Raw genomic sequence first — 15,335 nt, 5'->3', positions numbered from 1 at the left:
GAATCAAGGAGCATCACGTATGAAACTGGTCGTCGCCACGCATAACGAAGGCAAACTGGTGGAGATCCGCCGCATTCTCGAGGAGCGGTTGGGGGCGGACGCGGACCGGGTGGAGCTGGTCTCCGCCGGCAGCCTGGGCCTGCCCGACCCGGTGGAGGACGGCGTGACCTTCCAGGAGAACGCGCTGCTCAAGGCCCGTGACGTGGCCCGCCGCACCGGACTGCCCGCCATCGCCGACGATTCCGGTCTGATCGTGGATGTGATGGGCAATGCGCCCGGCATCCTCTCCGCTCGTTGGGCCGGCGCGCACGGCGACGATGCGGCGAACAACGCGCTGCTGCTCGCGCAGATCGAGGATATTCCGGATGCCAAGCGCACCGCGCGCTTCCGTTGCGCCGCCGCCTTGGTGGTGCCGCAGGTTGCGGACGCATCCGGAGAAACCGCGTTCGCCGACGTGGCCGACCCCGCAGGTGCGCCGTATCCGGTCGCCGAGGAGATCGTGGAAACCGGCGAGATGCCGGGCGTGATCATCCGCGCACCCCGCGGCGAGCATGGCTTCGGCTACGATCCGCTGTTCGTGCCGGACGACCAATCGCAGCACGACGGCGAGGAGACGCTAACCTCCGCCGAGATGTCTCCGGCCGAGAAAAACGCCATCTCCCACCGAGGCAAGGCCCTGCGCGCCCTTGCCCCCGCCGTCGAACGCCTGCTGCACTAGTCGGGGCGTGCGGGCGCGGCTCCGTGCGAATTCTGTGTCGTCGGAGTCGCGCCGCGATGCCATGTTCAGTGTTTGCAATAGCGTCTTCAGTGTCTGGGGAAAACCGAAGCGACGGCTGAGGTGATAACACGGTGCAAAGGAGCCGATTGGCCCTCCCGATGCCACGAGCGCGTGCTACTATCGCCACGGAACGTGCTGTTTTTTCAAAGGAATTATGTCTCACATGCGCTCTTTTACGCTGGTTACGCTTGCGCCGGAACAGTTCGACGAGTTTTCTGCGAAGCACCCGCAGGGCAATTTTCAGCAGACCTCAGCCATGGGCGGAATGCGCGAGCGGCAGGGGAAGACGGTCGAATATCTTGGGGTGATGGAAGACGGCACGTTGAAAGCCGCCGCTCTGATGCAGATCGTCCGTGCCGGAGGGTCGGCGTTTGCGTTGATTCACGACGGTCCGCTTTGCGATTTCGACGATAGGGAGTTGCTGGGTTTTTTCGTTGAAGGCCTGAAGTCGCACGCCAAAGAAGGCGGGGCGTCGCAGCTGGACATCACCCCCGAGGCGGTGTACTGCCTGCGCACTCAGGAAGGAGAGCCCCAAGGTGCTCCCGACGACCTCATGGTGGAGAACCTGAAAGCGCTGGGATTCGAGCATGTCGGCGGTTTCTCCACCGGATACACTGCGGTTCCGCGTTGGCGTTGGGTGAAAGACCTGAGCGATGTGCACGATGAGAGCGAACTGCTGGGCACATATGCGAAATACCGTCGTCGCAATGTGCGTATCGCGCGCGAGTCCGGCGTGCGCACCCGTCGGCTGAACCGTGACGAACTGGGGCTTTTCCACCAACTGTGCGAATTGAGCTGCGAGAAGCAGGGATTCCAGAATCGTCCATTGAGTTTTTTCCAGGAGATGTACGACGCCTACGGGGATGACATCGAATACCGCGTGGCGGAAATACATTTCGATGAATACCTCAAAACCTGGCAGGACAAATACGACAAGTTGACCGCCGACCAGAAACGCGTGGAATCGGAGTTGGCCCGTTCCAAGACGGAGAAGCGCACCCAACAGCTGACCGTCCAACTCGGCAAAATCGAAAAAGACATGGAGCCGGCCATCAAGAGGATCGCCGAGGCGAAGGGCCTGCTGGACCAGTACGGCGCGGTTGTGCCGCTTGACGGTTCGATGTTCCTCTACCACCCCCGCGAGGTGGTCTGCACCACCAGCGGCGCGGACGAGCGATTCGACAAGTTCTATGCCCCTGCGCTGGTGCACCACGAGATGATGCTGCAATGCGTGGCGCGCGGCATTCCGCGATACAACCTGTACGGCATCAACGGACTGTTCACCCCCGAGGATAATCCGGGATTCGGCGTGCTCGAGTTCAAACAACGGTTCAACGGCTTCGTGGAGGAGATGCCGGGCGAATTCGTGTTGCCGGTGAAGCCGTTGACGTACGCGCTGAAGAAAATCGCGCACAAGCTGCTGGGCCGCTGAAAGGGACGGATCATACACATGCTGACGGTTACGCAGATCACCCCCGAAGAACTGGACGAGTTGTCCGCGCGGCATGGCCAGGGAAGTTTCCAGCAGACCTCCGCGATGATGGCGTTGTCCAAACGTCTGGCGCAATCCTATGATGTGCTGGGCCTGCGCGACGGCGACGGACGCGTGGTCGGCGGCTGTTTCGTCATCTATACCAAAGGGCGTCTCGGCTTGGAAGGATCCGTGTGGCTGGGACCGATGTGCGATGTGGACGATTCCGAGGCGTTGCGCGTGATGACGGACGGCATCGCGCGATCCGCCCGCCGGCATGGAGCCATCTCGGTGACCTGCTGGCCTAATCTGGTCTACCAGATGCGCGATTCCAGCGGCATGGCGAACGCCCCCGCGGCGGACGACGTTCTTGAACGATACCGGTCGTTGGGATGGCGTCATGCCGGATTCACCCTCGGATACGGTTCGGTGGTGAACCGTTGGGTGTATGTCAAGGATCTGACCGGCATCGCCGATGAAAAGGCGCTGCTGAATTCCTACGATAAACGCACGCAGTGGAGCATCAAGCGCGCGCAATCCATGGGCGTGCACGTGCGCGAATTCGCGGATGATGAGCTGGGCGTATTCGCACAGATTGAACGGCAGACCGCCGAACGACGCAACTTCGCCTATCGCGGGGACGCGTACTTCCATGAATTCAAGCGGGCGTTCGGGAGCCGTGCGCGGTTTATGGTCGCTGAGATCCATGTCTCCGAATATGCCGCCGACATGACGGCCAAACGTGACGCGCTCGCCGCACAGGTCGAGGTTCTGAAAGCGAAATACGAGGAACGTCCGACCACGAAGCTCGAACGTCAGTTGGGCGAGCTGACCCGCAATCTGGCCGCGGCTCAGAAGCGTCTGGACGAAGCTTCGAGCCTTGCTCAGCACGGCGAGGTGATTCCGGCGGCAGTGTCGCTGTTCGTGGAGCATCCGCAGGAGATGGTGTACCTCTTCTCCGGAAGCGTCGCTGAATACAAGCCGTTCTACGCGTCGGCCCTGATTCAGCATTGGGCCTTGAGCCGTTGCCTGGAACTGGGTATCGCACGCTATAACTTCTATGGCATTTCGGGTGTTTTCGACGACCCCGACGATGAGGGACGCGGTGTTTTGGAGTTCAAGCAGGGCTTCAACGGCAAAGTGGAGGAGCTGATCGGCGAATTCACGCTGCCGGTGGACAAGTTGCGGTTCGGCGTCAAGGAATTCGCGTCCAAGCTGCTGCGCCGCTAGTCGTGAATCCGTGGTCTAGACGGGCAGGAACAGGCGCACGACGGTCATCATCACCAGCGAGATGATCGCCGTGATCGCCAGTGAGAATCCCGCGAGACGCGCGTTGCCGAGCACCTTGTCGGTGAAGAGCGTGGAGAAGATCGCGATCGGCGCCAGGCAGCAGATGACCGCGACGGCGCGCGTAACCGCGTCGAACGGCAGGATGAACCACGCGGCCACGGCGAACAGCGCTCCGAACGGCAGTCGCCAAGCGATCACCTCCAGCAGTTCGCGCACGTCATGCCGCGAATTGGGCAGGTCCATAAGCATGCCGACCATGAACATCGCCACGAAGGCGTTCGCGTTGGACAGCGGCTGGCAGACGGTTGCGATCCATTCGGGAATCTGCACATTGGCGATCATCAGCGCGATCATCAGCAGATAGGTGTCGAACGGCACCGAACCGAAGAAGCTGTGCGCGATGTTGCGCATCATCGCATGCCGGGCCAGCCGCCGCGCGTCGCGGTCCTTCGGCTTCTCATACGGCAGGGTGGGCGCATCGCCGGCGTGCTGTTCGGCGAGCGTTTTGCCGGGCCGGATATGCAGCAGCTGTTGGGTCATCACATTCGTGCCGGCGGCCACCATCACGCAGTTGCCGATGTCGAACATGGCGGCGGGCACCACCGCGCCCGCGCCCCAGAACGCCTGCACCACGGGGAAGCAGAAGCAGCCGAGGTTGAATCCCGCGCCGTTGAGCATAAGGAACGCGCGGTCGGAGACATTGCGCTTGGGGGTGGCCACGAAGATGAGCAGCAGCGGGATCAGCGCGCAGAAGAACGAGAACACGGCGATCCACAGCAGACTGATGTCGTGCGGATTGGTGGCGAAGGAGTAGATGATGGCGCCGGGCAACACGATGTTGAACTCCGCGGTCTGAAGCACGCGGTAGTCGCGTTGACCGAACAGACCGAAGCGTTTGAACAGGTATCCCGCGAGGATGATCAGCAGCAGGCTGGCTGGCTGGATGATGGCGGACATGGGTTCCTCCACTCTTCGTTCGCTTGTCTCGTATCGGGAACGCTTGCGTCGCGCGTGGTCTTTCCCGTGGGGCTGCGCGCGGTGGTCCGGCCGATTCGGGCTGCTGCGCGATGGCCGACATGACAGAAAGTATAGTGTTCGTCGAACAACGCGTTCGGGATATGCCTAAGTTTGCATTGCGATGGGCGATGGTTTCGCCGAAGTGCGCGAGATGGGACTCGAACCCACACGTCAAAGACACAGGAACCTAAATCCTGCGCGGCTACCAATTACGCCACTCGCGCGAACGCCACAACTGTAGCAAGCCGTCTGCCCAGCGCGAATTCGTGGTGATTCGTGGGAGAGACGCGAGGCGGGCGGCATACGAAAAACCCCGGCCGGGGCCGGGGTGGTGGAGCCACTTGACAGAATCGAACTGTCGACCTGCTCATTACGAGTGAGCCGCTCTACCGACTGAGCTAAAGTGGCGTGCGGCCCGAGAAGCATTCGCTACTCGCGCACAAATAGAAAAGTATAGGGGAAGCCGTCGAAAAAGCAAGGTGGGTTTTCCTGTTGCGCGTGTTGCGGAAGCGGGGTGCGGTTTGTGTTGTTCTGTCCTCTTTTGTGAGTATCTTGTGAGATGAAGCGAAGTGTTGTGGCGCACGTGTTTCGACGCGCAACCGCACCGCTTTCAGCAATGATGAAAGGAATGGAATTCATGGCCATCAATCCTCCCGTTGACGCCACCAAGACCCCCGAATGGGCTGCCCTGCAGAAGCACTATGACGAGCTGCAGAACGAGGGCGTCAGCCTCAAGCAGTGGTTCGCCGATGATGAGAACCGCGTCGACGCGCTGTCCTTCGACGCCGGCGACCTGCATTTCGACCTGTCCAAGAACCTGATCAAGCCCGAGACGCTCAAGCTGTTCGCCGACCTCGCCAAGGCCGTCAAGCTCGACGAGCGCACCCAGCAGATGTACACCGGCGTGCACATCAACAACACCGAGGACCGCGCCGTGCTGCACACCGCGCTGCGCCGCCCCGCCACCGACGCCGGCAAGTTCATCGTCGACGGCCAGGACACCGTCGCCGACGTGCGTGAGGTGCTCGACCGCATCTACGCCTTCGCCGAGCAGGTCCGCTCCGGCGAATGGGTCGGCGTGACCGGCAAGAAGATCGAGACCGTGGTCAACATCGGCATCGGCGGCTCCGACCTGGGCCCCGTCATGGTGTACGAGGCGCTCAAGCCCTACGCGGACGCCGGCATCTCCGCCCGCTACATCTCCAACATCGACCCCAACGATCTGGCCGAAAAGACCAAGGGTCTCGACCCGGAGACCACCCTGTTCATCATCGTCTCCAAGACCTTCACCACCCTGGAGACCCTGACCAACGGCCGCGAGGCCCGCACCTGGCTGCTTGAGGAGCTCAAGGCCGCCGGCGCCATCGACGGCTCCGACGAGCAGAACGCCGACGCCGTCAAGAAGCACTTCGTCGCCGTCTCCACCAACCTGGAGAAGGTCGCCGAGTTCGGCATCGACCCGAACAACGCCTTCGGCTTCTGGAACTGGGTCGGCGGCCGCTACTCCGTCGACTCCGCCGTGGGCACCTCTCTCGCCGTGGTGTTCGGCCCGGCTCGTTTCGAGGAGTTCCTGCACGGCTTCCACGAGATCGACGAGTACTTCGAGAAGACCCCGTTCGAGAAGAACGTGGTCGTGCTGCTCGGCATGCTCAACGTGTGGTACCGCAACTTCTTCAAGGTCGCCTCGCACGCCGTGCTGCCCTACGACCAGTATCTGCACCGCTTCCCGGCCTACCTGCAGCAGCTGACCATGGAGTCCAACGGCAAGTCCGTGCGCTGGGACGGCACCCCCGTCACCTGCGAGACCGGCGAGATCTTCTGGGGCGAGCCCGGCACCAACGGCCAGCACGCCTTCTACCAGCTGATCCACCAGGGCACCCAGCTCATCCCGGCCGACTTCATCGCGTTCGTGAACACCCCGAACCCGGTCAAGGACGGCGACCAGGACGTGCACGAGCTGTTCCTCGGCAACTACTTCGCGCAGACCAAGGCTCTTGCGTTCGGCAAGACCGCCGAAGAGGTGCGCGCCGAAGGCACCGCCGAAGAAATCGTGCCGGCCCGCGTGTTCACCGGCAACCGCCCGACCACCTCGATTTTCGGCGTGGCGCTGACCCCGTTCGCCGTCGGCGAGCTGATCGCGCTCTACGAGCACATCACCTTCGTCGAGGGCACCGTGTGGGGCCTGGACTCCTACGACCAGTGGGGCGTTGAGCTGGGCAAGCAGCTCGCCAAGGAAATCACCCCGGCCATCAGCCAGGATGACGAGGCGCTCGCCGAGCAGGACGCCTCCACCCAGTCCCTGATCAAGTTCTACCGCGCGAACAGGGAGTTCTGACTAGAGTCAGAACGCTGTGTTTAGCGACGTGCATGACGCTATCGCTATGCACTGCTACGAACAGTTCACTGGACTGTTCGTAGGGAGTTCTGATTCAGACTGTCTGACTGACTGGCTGAACCGACCTCAATATTGACAAGGCGGCGGCTTCCCTCGGGAGTCGCCGCCTTTGTCATATCGCTGGCGGTATTCTGGGGAGGGAATCAAACGTGAAGGTTTGCGAGGAGGCATAATGACTGGCACGTATCAAGCCCATACCACCGACTATCCGATGGCGCCGGCGGTCTATATGACCCGCGATATCAGCCCCGCCGGGCTGATGAAGGCCTACGAGGCGCTGGGCGCGCGGCCCCAAGGCAAGGTGGCGGTCAAACTCAGCACCGGCGAGGGCGGCAACACCCACTATCTCGACCCCAATCTCATCAAGGATCTGGTGCAGCGGCTCGACGGCACCATCGTCGAGTGCAACACCGCCTATGCGGGCACGCGCGACACCTTCGACGCCCATTGGCGCACCATCAAGGAGCATGGCTTCATGGAGATCGCGCCCGTCGACATCCAAGACGAGGAAGGCGAGATCACCCTGCCGGTCGAAGGCGGCCGCCGTATCACCGGCGACATCGTCGGCTCGCATTTCACGAACTACGACTACTACGCCGTGCTCTCGCATTTCAAAGGCCATATGATGGGCGGATTCGGCGGAGCGCTCAAAAACATCTCCATCGGCATCGCCTCGGCGAACGGCAAGAAACGCATCCACTCCGGCCAGGACGAGATCCTGCCCAACCATTTCGGCGGCGAGCAGGACGCCTTCCTCGAGGCGATGGCCGAGGCCTCGTCCGCCGTGTTCAACGCGCTCAAGGGCAATATGCTGTTCATCAACGTGATGAACCACCTGTCCGTGGACTGCGACTGCGACGGCAATCCGCACGCGCCGCAGATGGGGGATATCGGCATCCTCGCCTCGCTCGATCCGGTCGCCGTCGACCAGGCCTGCGTCGACCAGATCTATCTGTCCGACGACAACACCGGGCCCCTGATCGAACGCATGGAAAGCCGCCACGGCATCCACATCATCGAACACGCGGTCGAACTCGGCTTCGGCAGCCGCGACTACCGCCTCATCGACCTCGACTAACAGGAGAAGAAGATATGACATCCACAACGCTCACCCGCTCCACCGCCCGCGCTCTGCCGTCCGTCACCACGCAGGTGTGGGCCACTCTGCTCGCCGTCGTCGGCGCGGTCGCCCTGCCCCAGATCTTCCATGTGGCGGGCGCCTCGCTCGGACTCGGCACCGCCTTGGGAGAAACCCTGCTGCCCATGCACCTGCCGGTGCTGCTGGTCGGGCTGCTCGCCGGCCCCTACGCGGGCGTCGCCGCGGGCGCGCTCGGCCCGCTGGTCAGCTTCGCGCTCTCCGGCATGCCCGGGCCGGCCATGGTGCCGTTCATGATCCTCGAACTGGCGGCCTACGGTCTGTTCGCCGGATTCCTGCGCGGTGTGAATCTGCCGACCGTCGCCAAAGTGCTGATCGCGCAGGTCGCCGGCCGTGCGGTGCGCGCCGTGGCGATTCTCGTCGCCGTGTTCGCGCTGGGCAACACCACCGTGGCCGTCGCCTCCATCTGGACGAGCGTCGTCGCCGGCCTGCCGGGCCTCATCCTGCAGTGGGCGCTGCTGCCGCTGATCGTATGGCTGGTGGACCGCCGCACGGCCGCGGAACGGTAAGCGGCGCGATGTTCGCCGATATCGAACGCGCGAAGGCCGCGCTCGCCAGCGACCCCACGCTGGGATGCGCGGCCTGCCTCGGCGGGGAGATCGTCACCGGCATGGGCCGGGGAGTCAAGCCGCTGTTGCAATGGCTGGCCAACGGGCAGAACGTGCACGGATACTCCGCCGCGGACCGTGTGGTCGGCAAGGCGGCCGCCCTGCTGTACGTCAAACTCGGAGTCGTCGCCGTACATGCCGAAACGATGAGCGAAGGCGGCTTGGCTGCGTTGCAGGCCAACCATATCGAAGCGAGCTACGACGCGCTGGTGCCGATGATTCTCAACCGCACGCACACCGGCATGTGCCCGATCGAGGCGTCCGTGCAGTCCGTCCGCACGGCCGACGAGGCTGAACCCGCCATCCGCGCCGCCGTCGCCAAGCTGATGTCCGGCGGAAACTGATTGACGTGTGGCTCGTCGTCGGTCCGACAGCTGTTGCCGTGTATCCAGTCGAGGAGGGCGCGTACACTGGTTCGCTGATTGTGCTGTGAGACGGGTTGCCGCATAAACCCGCCCCACACGAGGTCCAGCCGGGCGGCCTGCGAAGGCCCGACTCCCGGCGGATCGGCACCTCCCCTCGGGCAGACCCGCGGGGAAGATGCAGGCGTATCGCACGGCCCCGCGCCGGGCGACGCCCCGACCTATCGCCGATATGCGGCGGCGAACGAGGAACAACAATGGTTAACGCTATTGAGGCATTTGACGCCAAGCACGTCAAGCCGGCCGAAGAGATCCCGGCCTTCCGTCCCGGCGACACCGTCGACGTGAACGTGAAGATCCAGGAAGGCAACAACTCCCGTATCCAGACCTTCACCGGCGTGGTGATCGCCCGTCAGGGCGCTGGCGTGCGCGAGACCTTCGTGGTGCGCAAGATCAGCTTCGGCACCGGTGTGGAGCGCCGCTTCCCGCTGCACTCCCCGGCGATCGACTCCATCAAGCTCGTGCGTATGGGCCGTGTGCGCCGCGCCAAGCTCTACTACCTGCGCGCCCTGCGTGGCAAGGCCGCTCGTATCGTCGAGCGTCGCGACAACTCCGCCAAGTGAGTTTGTGAAATTCAGCCCGGAGGCTTCGGCTTCCGGGCTGTTTCCATTTTCGGCGGGTATGATGACCCACGGAAAACCAAAGCGAGCCCAATGAGGAGGGACATGCAGCCGGAGAATCCCACAGGCGACGACGCGCGCGACGCGCGCACATTCCAAGTCGCCGACCACGGCGTGGACCCGACGCCGGTTCCCCCGCCGGCGGTGAGGGGCCGTCACGCGGCGGCGCGCGGCGACAGCTTCACCTTCCGCGACATGCTGGTCTGGTGCGGCGTGCCCATCATCATCGTGCTGCTGCTGCGCATCTTCCTCGTCGGACTCTATACGATTCCCAGCCGCTCCATGATGGACACCATCGAACCCGGCGACCGCGTGCTCACCAGCAAACTCAGCCCCGGCGTCTTCGGCCTCGAACGCGGCGATGTGATCGTGTTCCACGATCCGGCCAACTGGCTCAGCGACGAGCAGAACAGCGACATCGTCGGCGACTATCTCATCAAACGTCTGATCGGCCTGCCCGGCGACGTGGTCGCCTGCGAAGGGCCCGGCGAGCCCGTCACCATTAACGGCGTGGCCATAAACGAGACCAGCTACATCCGTCCCGGCGTGGACCCCTCCAGCTTCGCGTTCAGCGTCACCGTCACCGAAGGTCATGTGTTCGTTATGGGCGACAACCGCTCCAACTCCGCCGACTCCCGCTTCCACCAGGACGACGGCTCGAACGGGCTGGTGCCCATCAGCGATGTGGTTGGCGTGGGGCTGGTCCGCTACTGGCCGCTGAACCGCATCGGCCTGCTCGACGCGCATCACGAGGTGTTCGCCGACGTGCCCGACGGCGATGCCGCGTCAGCCGGAGCGTCGCAATGAGCGTCTCCGTGTCGCCCACACTCGATCTGGAACGCGAACTCGCGTCCCGTGGTTTCGACCTGATCGCTGGATTCGACGAGGTCGGTCGCGGCGCGCTCGCCGGGCCGGTGATGGTCGGCTGCGCCGCTATCTGGGCGCGGGACCTGCCCACGCTGGAGATTCCCGACGGCGTGGCCGATTCCAAAATGCTGACCGAGCATCGGCGCGAAGCCATGTTCGACGAACTGTGCACGTGGCCGGCCGCCTACGCGGTCGGACAGGCCAGCAATACCGAGATTGACGAGTGGGGCATCACCTACGCGCTGGGCGTGGCCGCCCTGCGTGCCCTCAATCAGGTCGAGCGCGATTTGGGACTCGACGGCGGCGCTGTGGACCTGTTCGACATGTCCGCCGCGCGCGTGGGTGCGATTCTCGACGGTCCCAGCGACTACATCACCAAGGCGCTCAACACCTTCGACGCGCCGGCGGTGCCGATTCCCGCGCAGGTAACCACCAAAGTCAAGGGCGACCAGCATTGTGCCACGGTCGCCGCCGCGGCCGTGATCGCCAAGGTGACGCGTGACCGCCTGATGACTTCGATCGCGCAGGGCAATCCGCGGTACATGCCTTACGAATGGGCCCATAACAAAGGCTACGGTTCCGCCGCCCACCGCGCCGCCATCGCCGAGCACGGCGTCACGCCCCTGCACCGCGTCAGCTGGAAACTGAAGTAGCGTTCAAGGGTGAAAACGAGTTTGGTGTGTCGGTTTCGCCAGACATGGCCGATTTCGCACACCAAACTTCAAAATCAATCGTTTTACCTGAGCGAGGCTCGGCGACCCGACACACCAAACTCGAAAGCGGGTGGGTGATGGACGTTCGGCCGCGGCCTTGTAACGCGGCATGTGGGGTTATATGGTTGAAGATGTACAATTGTGAACGCTCACGTTTCGAGGCGGGAACTTCATTGCGAATCCCTGCCACCTGTGGGCAACGGTTATCAGCGTTGTGGGCAAGTGCGCTTCGTGCGGCACCGCTCGCAAACGTGTTCGCGCAATGTCGCCCAGCGGGGAGGTTCGGAATATGGCAGCCAGCCGCACAACAGGCAAACGCCCTTCGATGTTCGAGGTGGCCAAACTCGCCGGTGTGAGCCATCAGACCGTCTCCCGCGTGATCAACGATTCGCCCGACGTCTCCGACGCGACGCGCGCCCGCGTCCAGGAGGCCATCAAACAACTCGGTTACCGCCCCTCGAATTCGGCCCGCGCGTTGGCGTCGCGCCGTTCGCGAACCATTGGTCTGATCGCGGGCGGCCTCAAATTCTTCGGTCCGATCTCCGCCATCACCTCCATCGAGTCGATGGCCCGCGACCATGGCCTGTTCATGTCGGTGATGATGGTGCATGAGGCGCTGTGCACGCAGGCCGACTTCAACAACCTCACCGACACGTTCAACGAGCAGAACGTGGACGCGTTCATCTTTCTGACCCCCACCGACGTGATGTTCGCCGCCGCCTGCCGGGTCAAGGTGAGCCAGCCGCGCGTGATCGTCACCTCCACGCATGGGCAGATGACCGTGCGCGAGGGCCTGGGTCTGATTGCCGCGCCGGACCGCCGCCGCACCGCCTTGGTCGGCATCGACCAGTGGGGTGCGATGGCCGACGTGGTGCGCCTGTTGGTCGAGTACGGGCATAAAAGCGCCGTGTATTTCGCCGGCCCTAACGAATGGCGCGACGCCCACACCCGTTTGGACGCGTGGCGCAAGCTCACCGCGGCCAACTCCATTGACATGCGCGTGGTGCGGTGCCATACGTGGGATTCCTCCGAGGCGTACGCGCAGATGAACCATATGATCGACGAGTATGGACGCGACGGCGTCGCCCTGCCCACGGTGGTGGTGACCGCGAACGACAGCCAGGCCGTCGGCGTCGCACGCGCCCTGCACGAGCATGGATTGCGTATTCCGCAGGATGTGAGTCTGGTGGGATTCGACGACATGGCCGCCATGGACAACATGTATCCGCCGCTGACCACTGTGCGTTCCGACTTCGAGGGATTGGGCGTGGCCGCCATGCGCGAGGTATTGCGACTGCTGGGGGAGGGCGCTGATTCGACGTTCCTGACCAGCCAGCACGGCGTGGGGCTGATCCCCGCCGAGGTGGTCAACCGCCGCTCGCTGGGCCCCGCCCCGCGTAGGTGATGTAAGGACACGACGAGGTTGTGAACGCTCACAAGAACCGGTACAATATGTATCGGCAAGATTGTGAGCGCTAACAGCACTTCCGATGACGGGAATCTGAGGGCGCTCGAAAGAACCAGCGATCACCGCGGATGGCCGCGCGATCAACCAAAAGGAGTCCACACATGGCAGCAACGGAAAACGCCGCTGAGCGGGTCGCCACCATCGCCGAGAAGATCCGCGCCGGCAAAACCTCGCTCGGCATCGAATTCGGATCCACCCGCATCAAGGCGGTGCTCATCGACGACACCTACGCCACCATCGCCTCCGGCGATTTCGGCTGGGCCAGCCATCTGGAAGACGGCCTGTGGAGCTACTCCGTCGAAGAGATCTGGAACGGCCTGCAGACCGCCTACGCCGCCATGGCCAGCGACGTCGAGAAGGCCTACGGCGAAAAGCTCACCCATGTGGGCCACATCGGCTTCTCCGCCATGATGCACGGCTACCTCGCCTTCGACGAAGCCGGCGAACTGCTCGTGCCCTTCCGCACCTGGCAGAACACCAACACCCACGAAGCCCACGAGAAGCTCTCCGAACTGTTCCAGTACAACATCCCCGAACGTTGGAGCATCGCGCACCTCTATCAGGCCGTGCTCAACAACGAGGAGCACATCGGTAAGGTCGCCTTCTTCACCACGCTCGCCGGTTACGTGCACTGGAAGCTCACCGGCAAGAAGGTGCTCGGCGTGGGCGACGCCTCCGGCATGTTCCCCATCGACCCCACCACCCACACGTGGGAGAGCGAATTCGTCAAGCAGTTCAACGCGCTGCCCGAAGTCGCGGCCCAGCCGTGGACGCTTGAGAACCTGCTGCCCGAACCGCTCGTGGCAGGCACCCCCGCCGGCGAGCTGACCGCCGAAGGCGCGGCCCTGCTCGACCCGACCGGCACCTTGCAGCCGGGCGTCGTGTTCGCCCCGCCGGAGGGCGACGCCGGCACCGGCATGGTCGCCACCAACTCCGTGCGCGTGCGCACCGGCAACGTCTCCGCCGGCACCTCGATCTTCGCGATGGTCGTGCTCGAGCGCAAGCTGGAACGCCTGCACCCCGAAGTCGACCTCGTCACCACCCCGGCCGGCGACCTCGCGGGCATGAGCCACGCCAACAACTTCACCTCCGACCTCAACGCCTGGGTCGGACTCTTCGGCCAGTTCGCTGAAACGCTCGGCTCCCCGGTCGACGCCGGAACCCTGTACGGCACCCTGTTCCGCGCGGCCATCGCCGACGACGTGGACCGCAACGCCGGCGGCCTCATCAACTACCCGTTCCGCGCCGGTGAGTTCCTCGCCGGACTCTCCGAAGGCCGACTCGTCTTCGCCCGCGGTCCGGAAGCCAAGATGAACCTCGGCAACTTCATGCGCGCCCAGCTGTTCTCCGCGTTCTCCCCGGTCAAGATCGGCATGGACGTGATGACCAAGGACGAGCACGTGCAGGTCGACTCCCTCGTGGGCCACGGCGGCATCTTCACCACCCCCAAGGTCGCGCAGAAGATCCTCGCCGCCGCGTTCAACACCCCCATCAAGGTGATGGCCACCGCCGCCGAAGGTGGCGCTTGGGGCATGGCCGTGCTCGCCGATTACCTGTGGCACGCCGACACCGCCCTCGACGCCTACCTCGATGAGCGCGTCTTCGCCGATGCCGTCTCCACCACCGAAGCGCCCGACGCGCAGGACGTGGCCGGCTTCGAAGACTTCTTCGAACGCTTCACCAAGGGACTGCCGATCGAGCACGCCGCCATCGCCGCCATCCCGCTGGAAGAGCGCTGAACATAACTGAACAATCCAAGACATCCACAAAAGGAAGGAACAACAATGGCTACTTTGGCTGATTACGGTCCCGAAGTGCGTGCCGAGGTCAAGCAGGTGCGTGAGATCGTCGCCACCCTGCACGACCAGCTGATCAAGTGGAACCTCGTCGTGTGGACCGCGGGCAATGTGTCCCAGCGTTTGAAGACCGCCGACCTGTTCGTGATCAAGCCCTCCGGTCTGCGCTACGAGTACCTGACCCCGAGCTCCATGGTCGTGTGCGACCTCGACGGCAACGTGGTCGACGGCTCCGAGGCTCCGTCCTCCGACACCGCTTCCCACGCGTACATCTACCGCCACATGCCCGACGTGTATGGCGTGGTGCACACCCACTCCACCTACGCCACCGCCTGGGCGGCCACCGGCCAGAACGTGCCCTGCGGCCTGACCATGATGGGCGACGAGTTCGGCGGCGAGGTGCCCGTCGGCCCGTTCCGTCTCATCGGTTCCGAGGCGATCGGCGAAGGTGTCGTCGAGACGCTCAAGAAGTACCCGAAGTCCCCGGCCGTCCTCATGCAGAACCATGGTCCGTTCACCATCGGTAAGGACGCGGAGGGTGCCGTCAAGGCCGCCGCCATGACCGAGGAAGTCGCGCACACCATGTGGGCCGCCAAGCAGCTCGGCGAGATCATCCCGATCGCGCAGGAAGACATTGACAAGCTCAACGACCGCTACCAAAACGTCTACGGCCAGCACTGACGCAATGGAGTGTCATCCGCGTTGCTCCTCGGTCGACGTACTTTTGTACGCCT

At 63.7% G+C, this 15,335-nt stretch carries 14 protein-coding genes and 2 tRNA genes; 13 read left to right on the top strand and 3 right to left on the bottom strand.

The window, feature by feature from the left end; genetic code table 11:
- The first annotated feature begins 19 nt into the window (after window positions 1-19).
- The 3 genes from AC1AV0_RS09465 (at window position 20) to AC1AV0_RS09455 (ending at window position 3,479) form a co-directional block, all read left to right on the top strand.
- Window positions 20-718, top strand: coding sequence for a non-canonical purine NTP pyrophosphatase (locus AC1AV0_RS09465; RefSeq protein ID WP_476573392.1), 699 nt, complete (start codon window positions 20-22; stop codon window positions 716-718).
- A 214-nt stretch (window positions 719-932) separates the two neighbouring features.
- On the top strand, window positions 933-2,210 hold the full coding sequence (locus AC1AV0_RS09460; RefSeq protein ID WP_476573389.1) for an aminoacyltransferase: 1,278 nt from the start codon (window positions 933-935) through the stop codon (window positions 2,208-2,210).
- A gap of 18 nt (window positions 2,211-2,228) precedes the next feature.
- Window positions 2,229-3,479, top strand: coding sequence for an aminoacyltransferase (locus AC1AV0_RS09455; protein ID WP_476573387.1), 1,251 nt, complete (start codon window positions 2,229-2,231; stop codon window positions 3,477-3,479).
- Between the two features lie 15 nt (window positions 3,480-3,494).
- Here AC1AV0_RS09455 and AC1AV0_RS09450 read toward each other — a convergent pair whose 3' ends face one another.
- The 3 genes from AC1AV0_RS09450 to AC1AV0_RS09440 all read right to left on the bottom strand — a co-directional run bounded on the left by AC1AV0_RS09450 (window position 3,495) and on the right by AC1AV0_RS09440 (window position 4,964).
- On the bottom strand, window positions 3,495-4,496 hold the full coding sequence (locus AC1AV0_RS09450; RefSeq protein WP_476573385.1) for an AEC family transporter: 1,002 nt from the start codon (window positions 4,494-4,496) through the stop codon (window positions 3,495-3,497).
- Window positions 4,497-4,699: 203 nt separating this feature from the next.
- Window positions 4,700-4,780 (bottom strand) — tRNA-Leu (locus AC1AV0_RS09445).
- A 108-nt stretch (window positions 4,781-4,888) separates the two neighbouring features.
- A tRNA-Thr gene (locus AC1AV0_RS09440) sits at window positions 4,889-4,964 on the bottom strand.
- A 229-nt stretch (window positions 4,965-5,193) separates the two neighbouring features.
- Between AC1AV0_RS09440 and pgi the strand changes: the two genes are divergently transcribed.
- From pgi to AC1AV0_RS09390, 10 genes are all read left to right on the top strand, one after another.
- Entirely contained in the window at window positions 5,194-6,891 is a 1,698-nt protein-coding gene (gene pgi, locus AC1AV0_RS09435) for a glucose-6-phosphate isomerase (RefSeq protein ID WP_476573383.1), read from the top strand.
- Between the two features lie 232 nt (window positions 6,892-7,123).
- A complete protein-coding gene (locus tag AC1AV0_RS09430) occupies window positions 7,124-8,029 on the top strand; it encodes a DUF362 domain-containing protein (protein ID WP_476573381.1) in 906 nt (301 codons plus the stop codon).
- 14 nt (window positions 8,030-8,043) lie between these two features.
- Window positions 8,044-8,616: an ECF transporter S component gene (locus AC1AV0_RS09425; RefSeq protein ID WP_476573379.1), complete on the top strand. Its 573-nt coding sequence runs from the start codon at window positions 8,044-8,046 to the stop codon at window positions 8,614-8,616.
- Window positions 8,580-9,059 carry a DUF1893 domain-containing protein gene (locus AC1AV0_RS09420; protein WP_476573377.1) on the top strand — a complete coding sequence of 160 codons (480 nt, stop codon included), beginning with the start codon at window positions 8,580-8,582 and terminating at the stop codon, window positions 9,057-9,059. Before AC1AV0_RS09425 ends, AC1AV0_RS09420 begins: the two co-directional genes overlap by 37 nt.
- Window positions 9,060-9,334: 275 nt before the next feature.
- Entirely contained in the window at window positions 9,335-9,700 is a 366-nt protein-coding gene (gene rplS, locus AC1AV0_RS09415) for a 50S ribosomal protein L19 (RefSeq protein ID WP_476573375.1), read from the top strand.
- Window positions 9,701-9,802: 102 nt separating this feature from the next.
- Window positions 9,803-10,564, top strand: coding sequence for a signal peptidase I (gene lepB, locus AC1AV0_RS09410; RefSeq protein ID WP_476573373.1), 762 nt, complete (start codon window positions 9,803-9,805; stop codon window positions 10,562-10,564).
- The gene (locus AC1AV0_RS09405; RefSeq protein ID WP_476573371.1) at window positions 10,561-11,277 is read left to right on the top strand and encodes a ribonuclease HII; all 717 of its coding nucleotides are present in this window, start codon (window positions 10,561-10,563) and stop codon (window positions 11,275-11,277) included. The genes lepB and AC1AV0_RS09405 overlap by 4 nt, the downstream gene beginning before the upstream one ends.
- A 349-nt stretch (window positions 11,278-11,626) precedes the next feature.
- The gene (locus AC1AV0_RS09400) at window positions 11,627-12,742 is read left to right on the top strand and encodes a LacI family DNA-binding transcriptional regulator (RefSeq protein WP_476573369.1); all 1,116 of its coding nucleotides are present in this window, start codon (window positions 11,627-11,629) and stop codon (window positions 12,740-12,742) included.
- 164 nt (window positions 12,743-12,906) lie between these two features.
- Complete coding sequence (locus AC1AV0_RS09395; RefSeq protein ID WP_476573367.1) at window positions 12,907-14,544, top strand: xylulokinase; 1,638 nt, start codon at window positions 12,907-12,909, stop codon at window positions 14,542-14,544.
- 45 nt (window positions 14,545-14,589) lie between these two features.
- On the top strand, window positions 14,590-15,282 hold the full coding sequence (locus tag AC1AV0_RS09390; protein WP_094637254.1) for an L-ribulose-5-phosphate 4-epimerase: 693 nt from the start codon (window positions 14,590-14,592) through the stop codon (window positions 15,280-15,282).
- Window positions 15,283-15,335: the final 53 nt, after the last annotated feature.

Source organism: Bifidobacterium sp. LH_558 (genome assembly GCF_056356295.1).
This window is presented reverse-complemented; position numbering and strand designations above follow the sequence as displayed.

Excerpts from the sequence above, each read along its gene's own strand:
- AC1AV0_RS09465 (WP_476573392.1), top strand. The coding sequence starts at position 20 with ATGAAACTGGTCGTCGCCACGCATAACGAAGGCAAACTGGTGGAGATC.
- AC1AV0_RS09460 (WP_476573389.1), top strand. The coding sequence starts at position 933 with ATGTCTCACATGCGCTCTTTTACGCTGGTTACGCTTGCGCCGGAACAG.
- AC1AV0_RS09455 (WP_476573387.1), top strand. The coding sequence starts at position 2,229 with ATGCTGACGGTTACGCAGATCACCCCCGAAGAACTGGACGAGTTGTCC.
- AC1AV0_RS09450 (WP_476573385.1), bottom strand. The coding sequence starts at position 4,496 with ATGTCCGCCATCATCCAGCCAGCCAGCCTGCTGCTGATCATCCTCGCG.
- pgi (WP_476573383.1), top strand. The coding sequence starts at position 5,194 with ATGGCCATCAATCCTCCCGTTGACGCCACCAAGACCCCCGAATGGGCT.
- AC1AV0_RS09430 (WP_476573381.1), top strand. The coding sequence starts at position 7,124 with ATGACTGGCACGTATCAAGCCCATACCACCGACTATCCGATGGCGCCG.
- AC1AV0_RS09425 (WP_476573379.1), top strand. The coding sequence starts at position 8,044 with ATGACATCCACAACGCTCACCCGCTCCACCGCCCGCGCTCTGCCGTCC.
- AC1AV0_RS09420 (WP_476573377.1), top strand. The coding sequence starts at position 8,580 with ATGGCTGGTGGACCGCCGCACGGCCGCGGAACGGTAAGCGGCGCGATG.
- rplS (WP_476573375.1), top strand. The coding sequence starts at position 9,335 with ATGGTTAACGCTATTGAGGCATTTGACGCCAAGCACGTCAAGCCGGCC.
- lepB (WP_476573373.1), top strand. The coding sequence starts at position 9,803 with ATGCAGCCGGAGAATCCCACAGGCGACGACGCGCGCGACGCGCGCACA.
- AC1AV0_RS09405 (WP_476573371.1), top strand. The coding sequence starts at position 10,561 with ATGAGCGTCTCCGTGTCGCCCACACTCGATCTGGAACGCGAACTCGCG.
- AC1AV0_RS09400 (WP_476573369.1), top strand. The coding sequence starts at position 11,627 with ATGGCAGCCAGCCGCACAACAGGCAAACGCCCTTCGATGTTCGAGGTG.
- AC1AV0_RS09395 (WP_476573367.1), top strand. The coding sequence starts at position 12,907 with ATGGCAGCAACGGAAAACGCCGCTGAGCGGGTCGCCACCATCGCCGAG.
- AC1AV0_RS09390 (WP_094637254.1), top strand. The coding sequence starts at position 14,590 with ATGGCTACTTTGGCTGATTACGGTCCCGAAGTGCGTGCCGAGGTCAAG.